At 42.8% G+C, this 21332-nt stretch carries 18 protein-coding genes; 5 read left to right on the forward strand and 13 right to left on the reverse strand.

Annotated elements, in window-relative coordinates; translation table 11 throughout:
• Nucleotides 1-5 precede the first annotated feature (5 nt).
• The 10 genes from DBR43_RS12680 to DBR43_RS12725 all read right to left on the reverse strand — a co-directional run bounded on the left by DBR43_RS12680 (nt 6) and on the right by DBR43_RS12725 (nt 15260).
• Nucleotides 6-1742 carry an alpha-amylase family glycosyl hydrolase gene (locus tag DBR43_RS12680; protein ID WP_124581339.1) on the reverse strand — a complete coding sequence of 579 codons (1737 nt, stop codon included), beginning with the start codon at nt 1740-1742 and terminating at the stop codon, nt 6-8.
• Nucleotides 1739-4054, reverse strand: a complete 2316-nt coding sequence (locus DBR43_RS12685) for a glycoside hydrolase family 65 protein (RefSeq protein ID WP_124581341.1) — start codon at nt 4052-4054, stop codon at nt 1739-1741. The genes DBR43_RS12680 and DBR43_RS12685 overlap by 4 nt, the downstream gene beginning before the upstream one ends.
• Before the next feature lie 46 nt (nt 4055-4100).
• Nucleotides 4101-4784 (reverse strand): beta-phosphoglucomutase, encoded by a 684-nt coding sequence (pgmB, locus tag DBR43_RS12690; RefSeq protein WP_124581343.1) that lies wholly within the window; start codon nt 4782-4784, stop codon nt 4101-4103.
• Nucleotides 4785-6632 (reverse strand): glycoside hydrolase family 13 protein, encoded by a 1848-nt coding sequence (locus DBR43_RS12695; RefSeq protein WP_124581345.1) that lies wholly within the window; start codon nt 6630-6632, stop codon nt 4785-4787. It abuts the gene before it with no gap.
• A gap of 56 nt (nt 6633-6688) precedes the next feature.
• A complete protein-coding gene (locus tag DBR43_RS12700; RefSeq protein ID WP_124581347.1) occupies nt 6689-7831 on the reverse strand; it encodes a SusE domain-containing protein in 1143 nt (380 codons plus the stop codon).
• Between the two features lie 9 nt (nt 7832-7840).
• Nucleotides 7841-8623 (reverse strand): hypothetical protein, encoded by a 783-nt coding sequence (locus DBR43_RS12705; RefSeq protein WP_124581349.1) that lies wholly within the window; start codon nt 8621-8623, stop codon nt 7841-7843.
• A gap of 11 nt (nt 8624-8634) precedes the next feature.
• On the reverse strand, nt 8635-9150 hold the full coding sequence (locus tag DBR43_RS12710; protein ID WP_124581351.1) for a DUF5004 domain-containing protein: 516 nt from the start codon (nt 9148-9150) through the stop codon (nt 8635-8637).
• A gap of 12 nt (nt 9151-9162) precedes the next feature.
• A complete protein-coding gene (locus DBR43_RS12715) occupies nt 9163-10578 on the reverse strand; it encodes a RagB/SusD family nutrient uptake outer membrane protein (protein ID WP_124581353.1) in 1416 nt (471 codons plus the stop codon).
• Nucleotides 10579-10598: 20 nt separating this feature from the next.
• On the reverse strand, nt 10599-13715 hold the full coding sequence (locus DBR43_RS12720) for a SusC/RagA family TonB-linked outer membrane protein (protein WP_124581355.1): 3117 nt from the start codon (nt 13713-13715) through the stop codon (nt 10599-10601).
• Nucleotides 13716-14246: 531 nt separating this feature from the next.
• Nucleotides 14247-15260, reverse strand: coding sequence for a LacI family DNA-binding transcriptional regulator (locus tag DBR43_RS12725; protein WP_124581357.1), 1014 nt, complete (start codon nt 15258-15260; stop codon nt 14247-14249).
• A gap of 185 nt (nt 15261-15445) precedes the next feature.
• Between DBR43_RS12725 and DBR43_RS12730 the strand changes: the two genes are divergently transcribed.
• The gene (locus tag DBR43_RS12730; protein ID WP_124581359.1) at nt 15446-16588 is read left to right on the forward strand and encodes a fatty acid desaturase family protein; all 1143 of its coding nucleotides are present in this window, start codon (nt 15446-15448) and stop codon (nt 16586-16588) included.
• Here DBR43_RS12730 and DBR43_RS12735 read toward each other — a convergent pair.
• From DBR43_RS12735 to DBR43_RS12745, 3 genes are all read right to left on the reverse strand, one after another.
• Entirely contained in the window at nt 16567-16947 is a 381-nt protein-coding gene (locus DBR43_RS12735) for a hypothetical protein (RefSeq protein WP_124581361.1), read from the reverse strand. The two genes, DBR43_RS12730 and DBR43_RS12735, sit on opposite strands and share 22 nt — an antisense overlap.
• A gap of 64 nt (nt 16948-17011) precedes the next feature.
• Nucleotides 17012-17692, reverse strand: coding sequence for a GDSL-type esterase/lipase family protein (locus tag DBR43_RS12740; protein WP_124581363.1), 681 nt, complete (start codon nt 17690-17692; stop codon nt 17012-17014).
• A 73-nt stretch (nt 17693-17765) separates the two neighbouring features.
• On the reverse strand, nt 17766-18677 hold the full coding sequence (locus tag DBR43_RS12745) for a glycerophosphodiester phosphodiesterase family protein (protein WP_233602960.1): 912 nt from the start codon (nt 18675-18677) through the stop codon (nt 17766-17768).
• Nucleotides 18678-18832: 155 nt separating this feature from the next.
• On the opposite strand from DBR43_RS12745, the gene DBR43_RS12750 reads away from it, so the two are divergent.
• From DBR43_RS12750 to DBR43_RS12765, 4 genes are all read left to right on the forward strand, one after another.
• Nucleotides 18833-19597, forward strand: coding sequence for a DeoR/GlpR family DNA-binding transcription regulator (locus DBR43_RS12750; protein ID WP_124581365.1), 765 nt, complete (start codon nt 18833-18835; stop codon nt 19595-19597).
• Between the two features lie 74 nt (nt 19598-19671).
• Nucleotides 19672-20313, forward strand: coding sequence for a DUF47 domain-containing protein (locus DBR43_RS12755; protein ID WP_124581367.1), 642 nt, complete (start codon nt 19672-19674; stop codon nt 20311-20313).
• Between the two features lie 89 nt (nt 20314-20402).
• Nucleotides 20403-21023: a hypothetical protein gene (locus tag DBR43_RS12760; RefSeq protein ID WP_124581369.1), complete on the forward strand. Its 621-nt coding sequence runs from the start codon at nt 20403-20405 to the stop codon at nt 21021-21023.
• Nucleotides 21020-21322, forward strand: coding sequence for a winged helix-turn-helix domain-containing protein (locus DBR43_RS12765; protein ID WP_124581371.1), 303 nt, complete (start codon nt 21020-21022; stop codon nt 21320-21322). The genes DBR43_RS12760 and DBR43_RS12765 overlap by 4 nt, the downstream gene beginning before the upstream one ends.
• Nucleotides 21323-21332: the final 10 nt, after the last annotated feature.

The following is a 21332-nucleotide window of genomic DNA, read 5'->3' on the forward strand; positions in this document are numbered from 1 at the left end:
TTTTTTTAAAATTCTATGATTTGTGCCGTTCCCGGCAAGACCTTTAAAGATATAGATAGATTGGTATGGGCGTTCTTAGTTCCTGTTAATAAATCAACGGCCTGAGTAATGTTACGTCCATTCAGTAGATTTTCAGGAATATTGATTTCCTGGCTGACCGATTGATCCCGGTCGAAATTGGCCACAACCAGCAAGCGTTGATTTCCGGAATAACGGATAAAGGCGTAAGCCCTTTCTGTTTGCAACGGGACTTCCAGGATCTCTCCTTTCAGCACTGCTTCCGAAGTACCTGAAACTTTCATCAGTTGCTGATAGAAAGTCCTTAATTTCTGCTGTTCCGGACTTAGCAATCCGCCATCAAATGCCCCTTTGTTCATCCATTTCTGATGTTCAGGGACACCCCAGTAATCGAAGATCGTGGTTCTGTTGTCCTCGCCACCAAAACCTTCCAGTCCTTTTCCAGGTTCTCCAACTTCCTGTCCGAAATAAAGCATCACCGGACCTGCGGATAAAGTAGCGGAAACCACCATCGCCGGAATGGCATAAGCAGCATTTCCTGCAAAACCTGCTGAAGCAATTCTTTCTTCATCGTGATTTTCCAGAAAGCGAAGCATCTTATCACCAAAGCCCGCGCTTTCTACCTGCCATACTTTACTGATGTCTTTAATACTTGCTCCGGGTTCATTCCTGATCAGCTTTTTTAAACCATCATATAAACCAACTTTATCATATAAGTAATCAAAATGACCCGTGTACAGGTATTCTTTATACACCGCCGGGTTGTAAGCTTCTCCTATAAAAATCAGGTCAGGGTATTGTTTTTTAACCTCCGGAATCACCCATACCCAAAAGGCTACAGGGACCATTTCGGCCATATCACAGCGAAAACCATCTACGCCCTTTCCGGCCCAGTAAACCAGGATATCGCGCATCTTTGTCCATACCGGAGGAATAGGTTCAAAATATTTCTTTTCTCCGTTTGCGTAATCGACACCATAGTTCAGCTTTACCGTTTCATACCAATCCCCACTTGAAGGGCTTTGAGAAAACACATTGTTTCCCGTTGCCTTAGCAGGATTTTCGTCAAACCGGCCATCTTTCAACGCCGTTAATGGATTTGGCTGACCTTCATTTGCCGGAACAACAAAAGGCTTTCCGGGAACATAATAGTAATCATTTGCAGCGCTGAAGCTTTTACTGACATCATCACGGAAACCGAAGTCTTCCACTCCTGCAGGTTTGACCAGAGAATGGTAATGACGGGCCACATGATTGGGCACAAAATCAATAAGAACTTTAAGGTCCTTCTGATGTGTGCGGGAAATCAGGGCTTCAAACTCAGCCATCCGGTTGTTAACATCTACCGCCAGATCAGGATCTACATCATAATAATCTCTGATGGCATAAGGGGAACCGGCGCGTCCTTTCACCACATCTGCATCATCGGGTTTAATGCCAAAAGCACTATAATCCGTCAGACTGGCATGGGCAACCACCCCGGTATACCAAACGTGGGTAACACTCAATTCTTTCAGTCCGTCCAAAGCTTTAAAGCTGATGTCGTTAAACTTGCCCGTACCATTCTGTTCAATGGTCCCGTAGGCGATGTTATTGCTTTGCTGATTGCCGAATAAACGGGGCAGCAACTGATAAATGATGGGTTTGCTTTGTGCCATGCTCATACCGGAAGATCCTATATACATCAATACGATCAAAGTAATATTTCTGAAACTTTTGTTCATGCCAGCGCTCCTTTATAGGAAATCACTTTTTCTCCATGAGGGACAGCATAAGCCTGATTAAAGACCACGATTTGTAATTCCTGATCTGAATTGTTCCGGATACTGATCTGATCTGCTGTGATGCTCACTTTTAACTGTACCCCTCTAAAGCCGATGCTGAAAGAAAAGCCATTCCAGTTTTTGGGTAAAAACGGTTGAAACACCAGTTGCCCGTTACGCACACGCATCCCGGCAAAACCTTCTACCACACTCATCCAGGTACCTGCCATAGAAGTAATGTGTAAGCCGTCTTCTGTATCGTTATTGTAATCGTCGAGGTCCAGGCGGGCAGTACGCAGATAAAACTCATAGGCTTTCTCTTCATCATTCAGCTTTGCGGCTAAAATGCTGTGAACGCAGGGCGATAATGAACTCTCATGAACCGTTCTGCTTTCATAGAAATTGAAATTCTTACGGAGCGTCTCCAGGTCGTATTCTTCTTCAAAGAAGTACATGCCCTGTAATACATCCGCTTGTTTAATAAAGCAGGAACGAAGGATCCTGTCCCAGCTCCATTTCTGGTTTAGCGGGCGTTCTGCTGCCGGTAAATCTTTGACCAGGATTTGTTCCTTATCCAGGAAGCCGTCCTGCTGCAGGAAAACACCGGTTTTCTCATCAAAAGGATAATACATTTGTTCGGCTACCGAAGTCCAGTCCTGAAACTCCTGCGTTTCCTGAAGACCGGTTTTTTGAAGGATCTCCAGGTATTGCTCCGGAGCCTGTTCTTTAACTTTCGCCGCAGCGGTAATCGTATATTTTAAACACCAGGCCGCCAATTTGTTGGTGTACCAGTTGTTGTTAATGTTGTTCTCGTACTCATTCGGGCCGGTTACACCGAGCATCACAAACTTGTTTTTATCTGCACTCCAGTTCACCCTTTGTTTCCAGAAACGGGCAATGCCGATCAGGACTTCCAGTCCGTATTGTGCCAGGTAACTTTCATCACCGGTATACCTGATATAGTTAAAAATGGCAAAAGCAATGGCTCCGTTTCTATGAATTTCTTCAAAGGTGATTTCCCATTCATTATGGCACTCTTCACCATTCATGGTCACCATTGGATAAAGGGCAGCCCCATCTTTAAATCCTAGTTTAGCTGCATTTTCTATGGCTTTATCCAGGTGTTTATAGCGGTAAACCAATAGGTTTTTAGCCACTTCTTCCGGAGCTACAGACAGGTAAAAAGGAATACAATAGGCTTCCGTATCCCAATAAGTAGAACCTCCGTATTTTTCCCCGGTAAAGCCTTTAGGTCCGATATTTAAACGGGCATCTTTTCCGGTATAGGTTTGGTTCAGCTGAAAAATATTAAAACGGATGGCTTGTTGAGCGGCAACATCACCTTCAATAATGATGTCACCTTCCTCCCATTTCTTTGCCCATGCTTCCGTCTGTTCTTTCCACAATTGTGAGAAACCTTTAGCAGCTGCCATGTCGATCCTCAGCTCTGCTTCGTTTAGCAATTGTTCCTTATCATAATTCTGGGAAGAAAGGTTCGCGACAATTTTATAAAGGTCGATATGCCCGCCTTGTATCAGGTTGACAGTTGCAGTTTGTCCCAGGTGTTTTTCTTTGCTTACCTGTTTCAATTCCTGAGCTGCCCCGTTATTTAAGATACTGGTCCGGCTCACCGTACAAACTTCAAACTCCGTTTTTTTAGTGCGCAATACGAGATAGTCTGTCCCCTTGTCTTGCTGTTGACTTACCTGATCCCAGAACTTTTCATCGTAATTGGAATCCTGATTTTTCACATCTCCATCCAGGAAGGAAGTCAGCTGAACAGCTGCGTCAAAATTGATGGCAGAAAGGCGGTAGTGTAAAGCCCCAACCTCGTCATCGGCAATACTGCAAAAACGGATGGCTTCTACTGATACGATTTTTCCGCTTTTCAGTTCAGCCCTGAAGCTCCGGCTCAGGGTCCCTTCTTTCATGTTCAGGACCCGCTTAAATTCGGTTACCTTACAGGTATTCAGGTCTAAGATCTCTTCTCCAATCCGGATATCAATTCCAATCCAGTTGGTGGCATTCAGGACTTTTGCAAAATACTCCGGATAGCCATTCTTCCACCAGCCCACTCTTGTTTTGTCGGGATAATACACACCGGCAACATAGTTCCCCTGCAAAGTTTCTCCGGAATAGCTTTCCTCAAAATTGGCACGTTGACCCATTCGGCCATTGCCAATACTAAATAAACTCTCTGATATCTTATTCAAATGAGGATCAAAACCTTCCTCAATAATATTCCACTCGTCTGCTTTTATGTAATTCTTCATCTTATATACTGCTCTGGTATTCCGGGGGTGATTAAACCGGTTTACGTTATCCTTTATCTGTACTCAGACTTTTCAGTCTTTCAATTTCTGTTACGGTAATTTCTGATAGGTCTTTGATGACGATATCTGATCCGGGAAGGTTTTCAATTGTCCCTATTCCCACCACTTTCATTCCTGCTGCAATAGCGGCCTGTACTCCCGCAGCGGCATCTTCAAAAACCACGCAATCTTCCTTTGCTGCATTTAACAATTCCGCAGCTTTCAGGAAAACCTCCGGATCTGGCTTGGAGGTTGTCACGGAATTTCCATCTACAATGGCATCAAAGAAATGGGTCAGTGCGGTGCGTTCCAGAATGAGGGAAGAGTTCTTGCTGGCGGATCCCAATGCAATCTTTGCGCCCCTTGATTTAAGCTCCTGCAAAAGCTGCAGCGAACCTGGCAGGACTTCTGCTTCGGTCATTTTGCTGATCATGGCCACATACCATTCGTTTTTTTGAGCTGCCAGCACTTCTTTTTCTTCGGCAGACTGCTCCACTCCTCCCCATTGGAGGATCATGTCCAATGAACGCATCCGGTTTACGCCCTTCAGCTGCTCATTCTGGTGTTCCGTGAAGTCGAAGCCCATGGAATTGGCCAGTTGTTTCCAGGCCTTATAATGATAAACGGCAGTGTCTACCAGTACTCCATCGAGGTCAAATATGCAGGCGATATGTTGTTTGATTTCTTGCATTTAGTTTAATTCAAGTACCAATGTGCCTTTTGCAGGTACAGCAATGGTTTTTAGTGTATTCAATTGTTCTTTTGTAATGATATTGATGGCCGTTGTCGCGCCAGACATCCGTTCAGAAAATCTTGCTGTTTCCAGGCTTTTGACCTGATCATCTCCGTTGACGATGACCATTACAGTCTTGCCCCCTTCAGGCAGATACCTGAAATAAGTATACAGGCCATTTTCAGGTACATATTGCATCATTTTCCCGCTTTGTAATGCAGGACTGTTTTTTCTATAATTTGCGAGGGTCCTGAAATAGTTCCAGGCCTCATTCTCTTGTGGCGTACGCCCCGCCGCAGTAAACTTGTCGGATTTATCACCGGCCCATCCGCCAGGGAAATCGGAACGGACCAGTCCGTCGGGATTGGAATAATTTTTCATCAGAATTTCTGTTCCATAATAGACCTGAGGGATTCCGCGAAGGGTAAGCAGGAGCGCCATTCCTGATTTGTACTTATTCAGGTCTTCGTTGACCATAGAATAAAAGCGGCTCATATCGTGATTGTCCAGGAAGATCACATTGCGGTCTGCATCCTGGTACAGGAAGTCCTGGGCAATGGTCGTGTATAAACGGAATACCCCATCTGTCCAGCCCGACTTGCCATTCAGTGCTTCGTAGATCGCATTCTTCATCACCGCATCGGTAACACCGGGTAATTCGGTATCAAAACCTCTGCTCACCGTATTTCCTCCGGTAAAATAAGCTTGTGCCGCAGCAGAGTTGACCAATGTTTCACCAAAGATGGACAGGGTAGGAAATTCTGCTTTTATTTTGCCCGCCCAGTCTTTCATGTATTCCGGATCATTGTAGGGATAGGTATCCAGTCTTAGTCCGTCAATACCGGCATATTCTACCCACCAAATGTGGTTTTGGGTGATGTAATTCTGTACGTAGGGATTTCTCTGGTTAAAATCCGGCATGGTGGGTACAAACCAGCCATCCAGCATTTTCTTTTGATCTGCTTTTGAAGCATGAGGGTCCATTACGGGCTCATCGCGATAGCTGGTTTGGGTAAAGACCGGCCATTCGTTGACCCAGTTTTTCATTGGCATATCTTTGAAAAACCAATGTTCGGTTCCCATATGGTTATGTACAATGTCCTTTACAATCTTCATTCCCTTTTCATGCAGTTTATCAACCAGCGTTTTGTAGAGGGCTAAGTTGCCGTACCTTGGGTCTATTTTATAATGGTCTGTGGCGGCATATCCATGGTAAGATGCCAGTGACATGTCGTTTTCAATTTCCGGGGTCATCCAAAGGGCGGTTATCCCCAGGTCTTTCAGGTAGTCCAGCTTGTTGATTACGCCCTGCAAATCGCCACCATGACGGTAATACATAGAATCACGGTTCAGCTTCGTTTCTTTCATTCCCTTTACGACGTCGTTCTTCGGATCTCCGTTAGAGAAACGGTCCGGCATCAGTAAATAGATCAGGTCTTTATTGGTTACCGGCTGAATCCTTCTGGTGTTTTGTGTTCTTTCTTTTAATTCGTAGACATTTTCAAATCTTTTCTTTCCATTGAGAAAAAAACCAATGGTCATGTTACCCGCTTTAGCAGTTGCAGAAATCTCAAGATCTGCGAACAGGTAATTTGGATTTTCTACTTTATGCACCTCCAGGAGTTTTACACCAGGATAGTTAATCCGGACCTCATATGCTGCGATTTGAGTTCCATGAATCAGGAGCTGAAGTTTAGGATTGTGCATCCCCACCCACCAGTTCATTGGTTCGATGCGTTCTAATCTGGATTGTGCAAAAACAGTACTGGAAAGAAGTAAAAAGAATAAAAATGAAAATCGTCTCATGCTTAAAAAATTAGGAAGGAATTGAGGAGACCGGATTTACCGGTCTCCGTAACTATTTAGTTTTTTACTACCGTATATTTCTTGTTGACCTCATCGAGGGTAACGGTATACATGGCTGTTTCAGAAATGGAGATATTGTCACCACCAAGGTCAGTACCATTAGGAGAGCCTCCATAATTTACATCCCAGCTTCCTTTCTTAGGGATAAACTTGAACCCTCCACCTTGCGTCAGACGAAGTGTAATCGTCCATTTTCCATCTCCCAAAGCCGTCATTTCAGGAATCGAAGCATTCCCTGCCGAATTGTCCCAGCCTCCCGGTGTGGCATCACCAATCAGGTACATTGTCAGTTTTGTTCCACGCTTAATCACGATGTCATTTGAATAGTCGGCAAACTTTTTAAAAGCTCCTGAATTCGCCTCTACGTTCCATTTCAAACTGTCAAGATGAGTCCGGTCTGTTAATCCTGCCGCTTTCATGGCAACATCAAGATTGCTGTAACTGATAGAAAAAGTACTGTCAGCACCATTGTTGGCTGAAGTAAATTCCATTAAAGGACTATTAAAATCACCCCCATTTTTAATGAACTTCACTTTATAGGTGATGTTACCGGCAGTTTTACCTGCAAAAGATTTCTGCCACTTGAACTTCAAAAATTCAGCTGAGGAAAGAGATTCTACAGAGATCACATCAAATGATGATGCAGGGCTATAGAGTGCGAAGTTAGATGCACCATCTCCAAAACGGGTGATGGAAAGGTTAAATGTTTCTGCAGCGCGAAGACTAACACTTCCGTTCTTTGCAAGAATGGTCCAGACCAAGTCTGTTTTAATCCCTTCTGCAACACCTTTTGCCTTCAATGCGTCGTCCAATGCTTTCTGACTAATGGTCAGTCTATTGGTCAATCCTTTATTGTCTGCAGGAATCTCCAGCAATGGCACATCAAGCGAGCCTGTTTTAAGCGCTGCGATCCAGGTATAGGTTGGCGCGGTATTTACGCCGGGCAGGGCTGCGGTCCAGTCGATCACGACCTGTTGATCAGGTGTGGCAGAATTCAGGATCAGCATGGTATTTTTTTCAGGAGCTTTCAGGCTAAAGTTTCCTAAAGCCTCCCCCTTTATCGTATTGTCAAATTCGTTTCTTTTACAACCTGTAATTGCAATTACGGCAATGATGGCCAGGCTTAGTATTTTCTTCATAATTGCGTGTTATTTAAGATCCAGAAATACAACCTCGGCCTCTTCAGTAGTATAAGGAACCGTTGCGCCATTCACATCCTTTACAGTTCCGGTAAAGCTGTATACTGCTTTATTTACGATTTTCCCTTCGGGAATACCGAACAATATTTCCGGTAAGAAAGTATAGCCAAAAGAGCCGTCCTTTTGTTTAACGATGGGAAGTCCTTTCTTTTCCTGTCCCACAAGCTGTCCGGCAGCATCCAGGATTCGGATATTGATGCTGGTCGGAGAAAAGCGCTGGTTATTCGGACTGGCGGTATAGCGTTGATCCAGGTAAAGGCTCAAAGCATCATACTGACTGGTGCGTAGCGGAAAATTTCTGAACAATGTAGGTACAAACAGAATCGGGGAAAACTTTGTAGGCGTATAATCTTCCGATTGGATTCCTCCGTCTTTTGTTTTCACCAGGAAGCTAAAAGGCTTGCCGATAATGTCTGATGCTCCCTTATTATAAAACGTGGTTCCGACAAATATGTATTTCCATTTATCATCAGCCACTTTAGTGAACTTCGCGATATCCGGAGAACTTGTCCAGCTGGTATTTGTGATGGCATCTCCAGGGCCGAAAGCCCAGATATAAGGTTCCTTTCCTGCAAGGGAAGAACCGGCAAGGTCAATCTCCAGGACCACTTCATCTTCCGGCGTAAATACACCGGGAGTAACCGTATATTTTATCTGCGCCTTCTGCGCCTGCGCAGTAATGCCAATCAAACAGAAAGAGGCAATCAGCGATAATTTGTAAATTCTTTTCATTTTATGACTGTTTAATTGGCTTTTTTGAAATAGTAGTTATTCGATAAAACGAGTGTTCTCTCGCCCTTGCTGCCTACCTGATATTTTTTAACAGTCAGCAACAGCTGCCCCTGATCCAGCAATCCGTATTTCCCGATGGTGATCTGGTCTGTGGTGGTTCCACTGGTCAGCGTCATCGTTTGAGGTGCATCGTTATTGTCTACCGTCCAGTTTCCCTGAGTCAGTTTAAGAAACTTAGGAGAATTACCAAAGGAGATGCTGAACGTGCTCGGCTTATGATCCTCAGTGGTATTCAGGGTTAGCTTGGCTTCACGGTAAGGATATAGATCCGTGAGCTCCACTGTAGTAAATGGAAACTGTTTATCTTTAGCGTATTCATCTACCTGAATTACAGAATTCAGGCTCCAGCTACCTTTCATCGCACTGATCACCTGACGTGCCGGGCCTATGTCTTTCAGCTCATCCTGCTTACATGAGGCAGCGCCTAGAACTACCAGCAGGAAAATGATATATTTTAACTTTTTCATATCTGTATATTTTTAATTACATCCGCCTTCCGGATTTTTAACGAACAAAGGATTCAGGTTAAACTCAGTACCTGGGAACTGAAGGATCATCCCGTTACAATTCCAGACTACACCACGACTGAAAGAAATTTCTCCTTTCGCTCCGATTCTCTTGATCTGTTGCGCACGGTCACCTTCTCCAATCATTTCTTTTTCACGTTGTGTACGTACCTGATCTTTCAACAGAGAGGCACTGGCATTCCCTGGCAGAAGTGTCGCAGTCTCACCATAAGCACGGGATTTGATGTCATTCAGATCTGCAATTCCTATTGGCAGGTTCAATCCGGTTTCGGCTGCTGATTCTGCCCTGATCAGTTTCATTTCTGTGAAATGGATCAAAGTAGTGGTGAAATTCTGTACATCAAATTTTTTCAGCATCTTCCAGTCGGACGATGTTCCGGCAGCATACCAGGCAGCACCTCTTTTGTCGTTCACATCCCCGGCATTCGCTGTATAAAAGCTATTCATCACTTTCATCTCCGGGTTGTTTCCTTCTGATTTGTAAAGATCCCTGTAGCTACCCGAACGTCCGGACAAACCTGGTTCATTCACGACTTCAAAAATAGATTCCTTAGAACCGGCCACTGAGAAACGGTCAGCATAGGGCAATTCTTTATAACCGATCTGCGCATAACTTTGTCCCCTCACACTTTGACCATTTGTCAATACATCATTTGCATAAGCATAGGCTTCGGTGAATTTATTCATCTGAAAATAAACGCGCGCCAGTAAAGCTTTCGCAGCCCATTTTGTAGGATAAACCCCGTTTTGAGAAGGGAGTTTGGCTTCTGCATCTTTAAGGTCCAGAATAATCTGATCGTAAACCTGTTTTACCGTAGCCCTGGCGACTGCACTTTCTACACTTACCGTCAATTGTAAAATAATTCCCGGATGCGCATTGTCAGTGTTGGTATTGTAAGGCTGTGCAAATAATTTCACCAGGTCAAAATGTCCCAATGCTCTTGCAAATTTAGCCTGTCCTTCGGCATTGTCTTTAAATCCGGCAGAAACGATACCGATGTTATCCAATACCTGATTGGAACGCTGAATGGCATAATAAGGTTCTTTATGAAGCGCCTTAATATCGTCGTTAAAAACGCTGGTGTTGCGGTTATAGATTTCTCCTTTGGTAGAACCCAGCTGTGCACCAAAAAATTCATCACCCAACAAATCGTTGAATTGCTGAACCCTTCCGTTGGACCATTTATCTGAGCCAATAACGGTGTAGATAGAGTTCAGTAAAGATTTGATGTTCGCTTCAGAACTGAAGACTTCTTCTTTCTCAATTCCACCTAATGGATCTAATTCCAGTGCTTTTTCACATCCCTGGAAACCCAGCACTGCTGTAGCGGTCAGAAAGGTGAATATATATCTGTTTAATGTTTTCATCTCTAGTTGTGCTTAAAAATTTAGAAATTAAGATTTACACCCAATATGAATGATTTCTGCTGTGGCGGGGTAAGGTAAGTGACATTTGCACTCAGGTTACGGTCGGTCGCATTTTCATAATCACGGGCTACCTCAGGATCTCCCCCCGGATATTTTGTAAATGTCAGCAGGTTGACTCCTGTCAGATAAAACTTCACATTGCTCAGCTTCAACTTCCTCATTGCCTCCGCAGGAAGGGTATAAGCAATCGTTGCCTGTTTAAGTTTGATGTAAGAACCATCGTACAGGAACATATTAGAGTTGAATAAGTACTGGGCAGTCACACCCGGGTACCCATTGGCAGTATTGTAATAAGAACGTGGATATTTAGCAATATCTCCGGGTTTACGCCAGCGGTCAAAGAAATCTTCCCTCACTACCCAGTTTTGAGTAGAAGCACCCTGGAACTGGAACTTCGCAGAGTTGTCCCATAAATCCTGTCCTTTTACAAAGGTGAATAAGGTAGAGAATTCAAAACCTTTATAGTTAAAAGTATTGGTTAATCCACCGGAGAAATCAGGGGTAACTTTACCTGCTGCAACACGGTTGTCCGGGCTATAGGTCTTGGTCTGATTGCCGTTTTTATCCAGCCAGATCGGGTTTCCATCAGCCGGATCAACACCAACATAACGAACCAGGAAGTTTGTTCCGATAGGATAACCAACAATCACACGGGTATCGTTTGTTCCACCCTGAATGGCTTCAGAAGGCAGACCACCAACATCAAGAATTTTGTTGTTATTGGTAGCAATATTGAAATTTGTAGTCCAGCTAAAGTCTTTGCCAACGATGTTTCTGGTATTTAAACTCAGCTCAAAACCCTGGTTTCTGATCTTACCCAGGTTTCTGTACTGACTTTCATACCCCACATGATCCGGCAGGTTAACACTTAGCAAAGCGTCTGTGGTCTTTTTGTTATAATAAGAAATTTCACCGGTAATCCTGTTGTTTAAGAATCCATATTCCAGGGCCAGGTCAATGCTGCGGATGTCTTCCCATTTCAAGTCCGGGTTAGCCAGCTGAGAAGGATAAATGATGGGCTCATTTCCATATTTACCTTCATCTACTTTGTAATAAGACCTCCATTTGTCGGAAGGGATGTTTGCATTTCCGGTAATTCCATAACCTGCGCGTAATTTCAACAGGGAAACCCATTCCAGAGATTTAACAAAATCTTCCTGACTGGCAATCCACGCTCCGGAAATGGCAGGAAAGAAACCGTATTTATTGTTCGGGCCGAAGCGGGAAGAACCATCTGTACGTGCCAATGCCTGAATGACAAACTTGTCGTTATAGGTATAGTTTAACCTCGCAAATACGGAAGCAAATGCCCAACGTCCGTCCGGAGCGATTAAGCCATTTTTATCATTTACATAAAATTTAGTGGCCTGATCCAATAAATCAGGGTTCTTATAGAAAACTCCGGTTGCATTCGGGCCAAATAATTCAATGCGACTGTATTGTTTGGTCACGGACCTTTGATATTCAACCCCAGCCAATGCGGTGAATTTATGTTTGTCAGTAAATTTAAAATTGTAAGTTGCCGTTGCATTGGTATTGTAATTGGTTACCCATACCGGAAAGCGAAGCGATTGTCCGTTTACTGGCTTTGCTCCGTCAATAAGGTATTTACTTTGATAACGGTCCTGCTGAGTATCGTTATAATCCAGGGAACCACCAACACGAATGGTCAGGTCTTTAATCGGGGTATAATTCAGGTAAACATTGGAAATCCAGCGGGTATCCAATGTTCTCCAATCTGTATTTTCTTCAGATCTTACCGGGTTTGCCCCGTTGAAGAAGTATGGATTTCCGTCGTTGGTTGCCGGATCTTTATAGACCGGGAAAATAGGCAAAGCGGAAGACATGGCATCTCCGATCCCTCCTGCCCAGGCAGCCAATACACGTTGGTTATCACCCTGTGCCCAGCTGGACGACAGGTTGACGCTTAGTTTATCATTAAAAGTATAATCAAGATTTCCTCTTGTACTCAGTCTTTTATAACTGTTGCCTACAATATAGGAAGGGTTATCATTCCAGGCTCCGCTTAAAAATGTTTTCAGCTTCTTTCCTCCTCCGCTTACAGAAAGACTGTAATCCTGAGAAACGGCATCTCTGGTCGTCAGGTCCCACCAGTCGGTATTGGTTTTTTTGGCATCTTCCCAGGTAATGTTTGCAGGTAAAGGGGCCAATCCGGTATTGCCATCATTTTCCCATGCTTCCTGACGAAGCTGCAGCCATTGCTCGCTATTGGTATAGTGAGGTCTGTTGGAGGCACTTGACAATCCCACTTTCGAAGAGAAACTAAATTGCGGTGCTCCTGTCTTACCACGTTTTGTGGTGATTAGAATTACCCCATTTGCTCCTCTGGACCCGTAAATACCCGCTGCACCGGCATCTTTCAGGATGTCTACAGATTCAATGTCGTTCGGATTCAGGGTAGCCAGGGGATTCTGATTAAAACCAGCGCGTACCCTGGAGTCGCCGTTTGCACCTGCGCCCGAGAAGATATCGGAGGTCATTGGAATTCCATCAATCACATATAATGGCTCACCACCACCGGAGATGGAACCAATTCCACGGATTCTGATTTGCGCCGAAGAACCGGCTATCCCGGATCCTGTGGTCACCTGTACACCGGCAGCCCTACCTGCCAAAGCAGATTCAAATGAAGGTGCAGGGGTTGAGGCAATCTGATCGCCTGTAACTTTAGCAATAGAACCGGTAATTTCTCTTCTGGTTTGCGTACCATAACCAACTACGACTACCTCATTAAGGCTTTCCGCACTTGGCTTTAAACTGAAATTAACATTGGTGTTGCCTTTGATGCTGACTTCCTGGCTATGTGACTGGTAGCCAATATAGCTCACGGTTACTGTTACAGTGCCGTTGCTCAGTCCGCCTAACTGGTAGGCACCATCGCCTGTAGTGGTGGTACTTTTCTGGAGATTTTTGATCTGAACAGATGCTCCGGGCAGAGGTTGTCCGGTCTCGTCAAGTACCTTTCCAGCTAAGGAACTGGTTTGCGCATTTGCCGTCAATGTGATTAGCGCTAACCACACCAAAAGACTATGCTTCATCAGGTAAAATACTTTCATATTTGGGCTCTTTTTTAATGTAAATATTTGGTTAATGTTAAGTGTATGTAACACTTATGGTAAATTTACAAGCCCACCTGAGAAATCAAAATTTTATATTATATTTTTTTTTAACACCATATTTTATACTTCAAAAGGTAAAAAATCTGGATATAAATTTGCAAGTCCATTTTTTATAAAATTGGGACTAAATAATTTTAAACATTCATTATCAGACAATTACAAACATTTTCAAGCATTATTAGTGTATTTTTTACACTTATGATATTTTGAGTGTTTTCCCGGGAACGATACCGGGAACGTTCCCGTAATTATCCGCACATTTTTCAAAGCGCAGTTTAAAATCCCGGCTGAATTCTGCGTGAAATCGGAAAATCCCAATTATTTTTTTCAAAAAACAGGGATTTTGGGCAGCCCAAAAAGCAGCCCTTCAGCAGGAAGAAAAGGGAAGAAAAATCAGCGCGGATTTCTTTGTTTTTCCAGGGCTTTTTGAAAGTTGAAAAAAGGGAAGATCCGGTAAAGAAATGAAGCTTAACTCCGATCGGTAGACCTTCTTTTAATCAATTTAGAATTCAGTATAATTTTTTCGCTGGGATTAACTGCTCCCGGTGTTTCCAACATTTTAAATAAAAGATTGGCAGCTGCGATTCCTATTTTGGTAGCGGGCTGTGTAACCGTTGTTAAAGATGGATTCAATAGAGGTGCGATCTCCAGACTAGAGAAACCGATTACCTTCAAGTCATCAGGAATAGAGATGTTAAGGTCATAACAGGCGTAATAAGTCGCAAATGCCAGCCTTTCCACTGAAGTAAAGACCCCATCGGGCTTGATGTCCAGCAATAAACGTTTTAAGATGGCATCGTTCTTGGCGTAACTATTCGTACAATCTACAACCAGGCGATCGTCAAAAGGAATGCGGTGTTTTTCCAGGGCATCAAGGTAGCCCTGCATCCTAAACTTCCCTATAGACAGATTTTTGTTGATCACCAGGTAAGCAATTTCCTTACACCCTTGCTTGATCAGGTGTTGTGTAGCAGCAAAACTGCTGTCATAATCATTGGTGATCACCCTGGGGGTAACAATATCTTCGTAAACCCGGTCAAAGAACACCAGGGGAAGCCGGTTCTGGCTCAGCTCATTCAGATAAGTATGGTCATTGGCTTCTCCCGATACCGACATAATGATGCCATCGGCACGTCCGTTATGCAGGTGTCTGATAAAGGACACTTCTTTTTCATAATCATCCTCCGTCGCATAAATCAGGATGTGATAACCTTTATCTCTGGCAATGCGTTCGATCCCGCGAATGGCCTGTGAGAAAAAATTGTTGGCCAGCTCGGGAACAATTACGGCAATGGTTTTACTTTTTTGCTCTCTCAGGTTACTTGCGTAATGATTGGGCTGATAATTTAATTCCTTTGCTTTGGAAAGTATTTTTTCCTTCGTTTCCTTACTGATGTCACTGTTATCTCTGAAAGCCCTGGATACCGTTGAAGTGGATAAATTCAGTGCTTTAGCTAATTGCTTGATATTTACGCTCTCCATCTATGTTTCAATAATGATTGATATAGAACCATTAATTTATGGTAAATATAGATGAAAATCTAAACTGCCGGCATTTTCGTAACTAAATAATAATATAAGAAAGCATAATCTACCTATTTAATTATAGTACATTAGCCAAAATTACACGGGGAGCAAGCGATTCATTTTTAGGGGAAAACACATTTATGACGAGGAAAGTCAAATTCACTAATGCCAATAAGTCAACATTTTATAATACAGTACGGAAGCGGGTTGATGCCTACTTTATTGAAAATAACATTTCAACGCATGCCAATGCTGCCATGTGGTTTAAGGTTTTTTTCTTTATTACCGGACTAACAGGTATTTATCTCCTGCTGCTGCTGGGAAACCTAAGTTTGCCCATTATGCTTTTACTGGCCATTCTTCTGGGAATGTTTGGTGCTTTTGTAGGCTTCAATGTTTGCCATGATGCCATTCACAAAGCGCTATCTCCCAATCCTACGGTCAACAAAATATTCAGCTTTGTATTTAACCTGATTGGTGCCAGTCCTTATGTCTGGAACATTTGCCACAACATCGTTCACCATACCTATACGAATATTGCCGGACATGATGAAGACATTGATGTTGCCCCCGGCCTGATCCGCTTCTCTACATCTGAAACCGTCAACAGGGTACAACAATATCAGCATTTTTATGCTTTTGCATTATATAGCCTGGCCATGCTTTCCTGGGTATTCAGAAAAGATTATAAAAAGTTCTTTCAGAAAAAGATCGGCGAGCATGTATTGAGCCATCCTAAAATTGAATATTTTAACCTCTTTTTTTACAAGGCAATTTATTACTTCCTGTTTATTGTGCTTCCCCTTTTGGTCATGAACATCAGCTGGTGGGAATTCATCATCGGCTTTCTGGTGATGCAATTTGCACAGGGTTTAGTCCTTGGTCTGGTATTTCAGCTTGCCCACGTGGTAGAATCCACAGAATTTCCTTTTCCTAACGAAGCCGGCAATATCGAAGAAGCCTGGGCAGCACATCAGCTTCAGACAACAGCCAACTTTGCAGTAGAGAGTCAATTGGCCGCCTTTTTATGCGGAGGGTTAAACAGACAGGTAGAACACCATCTCTTTCCTAAAATCTGCCATATCCATTACCCTGCTATTGGAGCGATTGTTAAACAAACAGCAGCAGAATTTGACCTGCCTTATAATGAGTGTATCACCTTTGGGGATGCCTTAAAATCTCATTACCGGATGCTTCGGAAATTAGGTAAGGAGACCTATAAAGAGAACAGGTATGTCAACAGAGAAACGGAACTGACCATTTACACAGCACCCATTTCCTGATTGAGATCTGTTTTACGCTGAATCAGCGCCTTATTGAAATTGATTAAGGTATTAAATTCTTTCAGCAGGGTATCACACTTCATCAACTGGTAAAATTCATCATCTGTCAGGTCTTTCTTCATTTTCAGGGAGACCTTTAAACGGATGACTATATCTGCCAATCTGCAGGATTCCGACAAATGAAACTCACAGACCTCGATCGTATCTTCCAGTTGCTGGTAAGGCAGCTTTTCCAGTTCCGACTTAATCCGCTTAAATTCCTTTTGCAAAAAACTCCCCTTTAAACCATGGTCTCTTCCCACCATACCAGCGCTCAGATTCCCGATTAAGCGCGCTAAAACTACCAATTGATTTTCCATTAAAAAGCCCCCGATTCCTGATTATAATCTAATGTGATAAACGTTATAAATAGTCAAACAGATTCTATTTTAAATAATTACCCGCCTTAAGCAGTTTTGCCCATTCCTGATACCCCGCAGCATTCAGATGTAAACCATCAGAACTGAGGTTTTCTTTAAGCCTGTTTTCCGCATCAATAAAATGAGGATAGAGATCAATAACGGTCACTCTTTTACTTTTCAACTTTCTGATTTCCTGATTTAACCAGGTAATGTGTTCACTCCTTTCCCGTTGTTTATCACCGGCATAATTAACCGGTAAGAGGGTATTAAAGTAGATTTTCGACTTTGAGCCTTTTTCAATACGGCCAATCATCCGTTTATAATTCCGTAAGATAAGACTGTCAGGGATTCCTTTGGATATGTCGTTGATTCCGATGAGTATAAATATTTTGCGGGGGTTAGCCTCAATGATTTCGGACAGGCGGTCCAGCACACCAAAAGTGATATCGCCGGAAATCCCTCTGTTCTTTGCCAGGGGCAAATCCAGTAACTCTGCCCAATTGGCTCCGGCAGTAATGCTGTTCCCCAGAAATACAAAGTCCTGCTCCGAAATCGGATCGGATTTAAATTTCAACAGCTTTTCTGCATAATACTTCGCTCTGGAAGTGGTATCCCATTTTGCGGTCTGGGCGTTTAACTTAAAAGAGGCTAAAAGAAAGATCAGGCAAGTTCCTGTGATCAGGTAGCAGCATACTTTTTTCATACAGAACTAAACTACGACTTTAGCTGATCTTTCTATAAGGTCTATGCACAAAACTCATTAACAAATATGTTACCTAATGAACCAGTAGATCAGGATAATCGGAGATGATTCCATCCACATTCAAAGCTTTGAGCTCTGCTATTTCCTTAGCCGTATTCACTGTCCACGGGATCACTTTAATCTGCTGTTCATGGCATTTTTTAACAAGCTCCACATTTACCATCTGATACATCGGGCTCAGGATAAATGGATTAAAGCCGAGGTCAGCAATGTTTTCTTCAAAGCTCTTTTTATTGGCCACCAGATAAGAGGTCTTCACTTTTGGATATTTCTTGTGTAACACCTGCAAAGTCCTCTTATCAAAAGACTGGATGACAACAAATGGTTGAATTCCTTTTTTCTCAATTACCTCCATCAACAGTTTTACAAAAGTTTCGGGATCCGGATTCAGCAAGCCATCTCCTTCCGGACTGCATTTCGTTTCTATATTATAAAAAACCTGCTTTTTACCCGTTTCCTTTAAATATTGCTGAACAGCTTCTATCAATTCTCCCAGGCGGGGAATATAGCTTTTCATCTTTTTCTGCTGAGGAAATGTTTCATAATATTTAGACCCCAGGTCGAATTGTTTCAGTGCGGCATAATCCATTTGAAAAACAGCATATTTCCGGGCATCGGATTTCGGGATTTCCAAACCCTGTGGATCAAGCATGAAAGCAGGGCTCAGGTAATCATCATGGGTAACAACCACTTCCTGATCTTTGGTAATATGTGTATCCATTTCCAGTGTAGTTACCCCGATGTCTATGGCATGCTGCATTGCAGGAATCGTGTTTTCCGGCATTAAACCCCGCCCACCCCGGTGACCTTCATTACTAAAAGCAGGAAATTGAGCAGTTGTAGTCATAGGCTGTTGCATGGTCTTACACGAAGATAAGCCGATTGCGGCGATACAGAGTAGGAACGTAGCATTTTTCATGGTCATGTCTTGATGATTTAGGACAAATGTCCCGGTTTCCTTATTAAGGAGGTATTATAGATCTGTTAAACTAAAAAACAAATGGAATAATTTATTTTTCACTTAAGTTTGTTGCATCTTTAATTTGAAACCAGGTACCCGAACCACAATCAAGACCTTCGATGATCAATATAGCAGAAAGACACCAATATATTCTCCATAAAATTCAGACTGACGGATCAGTAGATGTTCAGGCTTTATGTAAAGAGCTGGATGTTTCCTCTGTAACGATCAGAAAAGACCTGAAACTACTCGAAGATAAAAATCTTTTGTTCAGAACCCATGGAGGGGCAACATTAAACAATCCGTACACCGTAGATAAGCCGGTAAATGAAAAAGAACAGTTGCAATCTACCGAAAAGATGAGAATTGGTGCACTCGCTGCAGATCTGGTAGAAGATAACGACTCCATCATCATTGCATCGGGTACGACTGTGCTTGCGCTAGCCAGGTGTATCAGGCCCAAAGGCAACCTTACGGTCATTACTTCCGCATTAAATGTAGCTCTGGAACTCGTTCACCATAGCAATATTGAGGTGATTCAGTTGGGTGGATTACTTAGAAAAAGTTCGTCTTCTGTAACCGGCCCCTATTCCGACAATATCCTGGGTAATGTTTTTTGCAGCAAACTCTTTCTCGGAGTCGATGGCATAGACCTTGAGTTCGGCTTAACCACTACCAATGCGTTTGAAGCCCACCTCAACCGTCAAATGATCGATTCCTCACAAAAAATAATCGTCCTCGCTGATTCTACGAAATTCGGAAAAAGAGGATTTGGCAAGATCTGTGGTATCGATGAAGTAGACCATATCATTACAGATAGCGGTATTTCCCCGCAAACGATAAAAAATCTGGAGAGTATGGGCATCAAAGTATCCATCATCTGATAGCCATCAGATAGCAAAAACTTCATCCTGTGTTAATATTACGATCGATATTTTTGAGTTATATCATCTGTAATATGAACAGCTTTTTCAAAGTCTTTAGCCCTAAGGATAAAAAATTCCAGCCGCTCTTCGAGGAATGTGGTGGAAATCTAGTCAGTATCTCAGAAGCACTCCTGCTTACTTTGAGTACGACCGATATAGAAAAACGAAAAATATACATCAAGGAAATTGAGCGCATGGAACATGTGGGCGAACTCATCCGGACCAGGGTTTTCCTGAAGCTGAGCACCAGTCTCATCACCCCATTCAGCAGAGAAGATATCCATTCTTTGATCAGCTCATTATATGACATTGCCGACCATATGCATACTGCTGCCATCAACATTGACCTGTACCATGTGGTCGAGCTCAACAAGCCGATGATTAAAATGGCACAGCTGCTGATTGAAATGTGTAAAGACCTGGAAATCGCACTTAAAGAGTTAAAGACTTTTAAAAACACCGGACTCATCAGTGATGTCTGTCTGAGGATCTACAAAGGTGAAAGCAAGGCAGATTCGCTTTGTAACCATGCCCTGGCTGGCTTATTCGAGTCGGAAACCAATGCTATTGAACTCATCAAACAAAAAGAAATTCTTCAAACACTGGAAATGGCTACAGACAAATGTGACGATGTCGCTAATGTATTGGAAAGCATTCTGGTGAAAAACGCCTAATACAATCCTCCCCTTTTTTTTATTGAATTTGCAATACACTATTGCAAGTTCAATTTTTAATACTTTACTTTGCAACACAAAGTACTTTTATGGAAGAGAAAGAAATTTATACCGAACTCAATTCTATCAGGAACCTGATGGAACGTTCTGCCAAATTCATATCCTTAAGCGGATTGTCAGGAATTATGGCTGGAGTTTATGCACTGATTGGTGCAGGTTATGCTTACTATCTTGTATATGGTCCCTATGGTGGTCTTCAATACAGAGACTATTACATCACTGATCAACAGGTACTTTGGAAATTATTTTTCATTGCACTGATCGTATTGATCCTTTCCCTGGGAACAGGGATATTATTGACGCTCAGAAAAGCAGCGAAGAAAAATCAGAATGTATGGAACCCAAGCAGCAGAAAGCTGATGGTCAACATGGCCATTCCTTTGCTGACCGGGGGCTTGTTTATCCTGATTTTAATTGCAAGGGGTCATTATGCTGTTGTTGCCCCTGCCAGCTTGATATTTTATGGCCTGGCACTTGTTGCCGCAAGTCATTATACTTTTGAAGATGTAAAATGGCTGGGTATCCTGGAAATTATTCTTGGTTTATTTGCTACTTTGCTACCCGGATATGGCCTTATTTTCTGGTCTGTAGGTTTCGGGCTACTTCACATCATTTACGGTTCTATCATGCATTTTAAATACGACAGGTGAGATCAGCATTAGAACATTTCGATAAAGCCTTTGAGAACAGGATCCGTCTGCAGGTCATGAGCATCCTCGTGGCCAATGAGAATTACGACTTTAATTCCCTGAAGGAATTACTGGAGGTAACTGATGGTAACCTGGCTTCTCACCTTAAGGCATTGGAAAAAGAAGAATATATCATCATTTATAAGTCCTTTCTGGGCAGAAAACCCAATACCAGCTATGCAGCTTCTGAAAAAGGAAGAGCTGCTTTTCTGAAACACCTGCAATCCCTTGAAAATTTAATTAAACAACAAAAACGTTAATTTTTTTTAT

Origin of the sequence: Pedobacter sp. KBW06, assembly GCF_003852525.1 — a bacterium.
Taxonomy (GTDB): Bacteria; Bacteroidota; Bacteroidia; order Sphingobacteriales; family Sphingobacteriaceae; genus Pedobacter.

Bases quoted from the DNA above. Each gene is read 5' to 3' on its own strand.
- DBR43_RS12680 (WP_124581339.1), bottom strand. From the start codon at position 1,742: ATGAACAAAAGTTTCAGAAATATTACTTTGATCGTATTGATGTATATA.
- DBR43_RS12685 (WP_124581341.1), bottom strand. From the start codon at position 4,054: ATGAAGAATTACATAAAAGCAGACGAGTGGAATATTATTGAGGAAGGT.
- pgmB (WP_124581343.1), bottom strand. From the start codon at position 4,784: ATGCAAGAAATCAAACAACATATCGCCTGCATATTTGACCTCGATGGA.
- DBR43_RS12695 (WP_124581345.1), bottom strand. From the start codon at position 6,632: ATGAGACGATTTTCATTTTTATTCTTTTTACTTCTTTCCAGTACTGTT.
- DBR43_RS12700 (WP_124581347.1), bottom strand. From the start codon at position 7,831: ATGAAGAAAATACTAAGCCTGGCCATCATTGCCGTAATTGCAATTACA.
- DBR43_RS12705 (WP_124581349.1), bottom strand. From the start codon at position 8,623: ATGAAAAGAATTTACAAATTATCGCTGATTGCCTCTTTCTGTTTGATT.
- DBR43_RS12710 (WP_124581351.1), bottom strand. From the start codon at position 9,150: ATGAAAAAGTTAAAATATATCATTTTCCTGCTGGTAGTTCTAGGCGCT.
- DBR43_RS12715 (WP_124581353.1), bottom strand. From the start codon at position 10,578: ATGAAAACATTAAACAGATATATATTCACCTTTCTGACCGCTACAGCA.
- DBR43_RS12720 (WP_124581355.1), bottom strand. From the start codon at position 13,715: ATGAAAGTATTTTACCTGATGAAGCATAGTCTTTTGGTGTGGTTAGCG.
- DBR43_RS12725 (WP_124581357.1), bottom strand. From the start codon at position 15,260: ATGGAGAGCGTAAATATCAAGCAATTAGCTAAAGCACTGAATTTATCC.
- DBR43_RS12730 (WP_124581359.1), top strand. From the start codon at position 15,446: ATGACGAGGAAAGTCAAATTCACTAATGCCAATAAGTCAACATTTTAT.
- DBR43_RS12735 (WP_124581361.1), bottom strand. From the start codon at position 16,947: ATGGAAAATCAATTGGTAGTTTTAGCGCGCTTAATCGGGAATCTGAGC.
- DBR43_RS12740 (WP_124581363.1), bottom strand. From the start codon at position 17,692: ATGAAAAAAGTATGCTGCTACCTGATCACAGGAACTTGCCTGATCTTT.
- DBR43_RS12745 (WP_233602960.1), bottom strand. From the start codon at position 18,677: ATGACCATGAAAAATGCTACGTTCCTACTCTGTATCGCCGCAATCGGC.
- DBR43_RS12750 (WP_124581365.1), top strand. From the start codon at position 18,833: ATGATCAATATAGCAGAAAGACACCAATATATTCTCCATAAAATTCAG.
- DBR43_RS12755 (WP_124581367.1), top strand. From the start codon at position 19,672: ATGAACAGCTTTTTCAAAGTCTTTAGCCCTAAGGATAAAAAATTCCAG.
- DBR43_RS12760 (WP_124581369.1), top strand. From the start codon at position 20,403: ATGGAAGAGAAAGAAATTTATACCGAACTCAATTCTATCAGGAACCTG.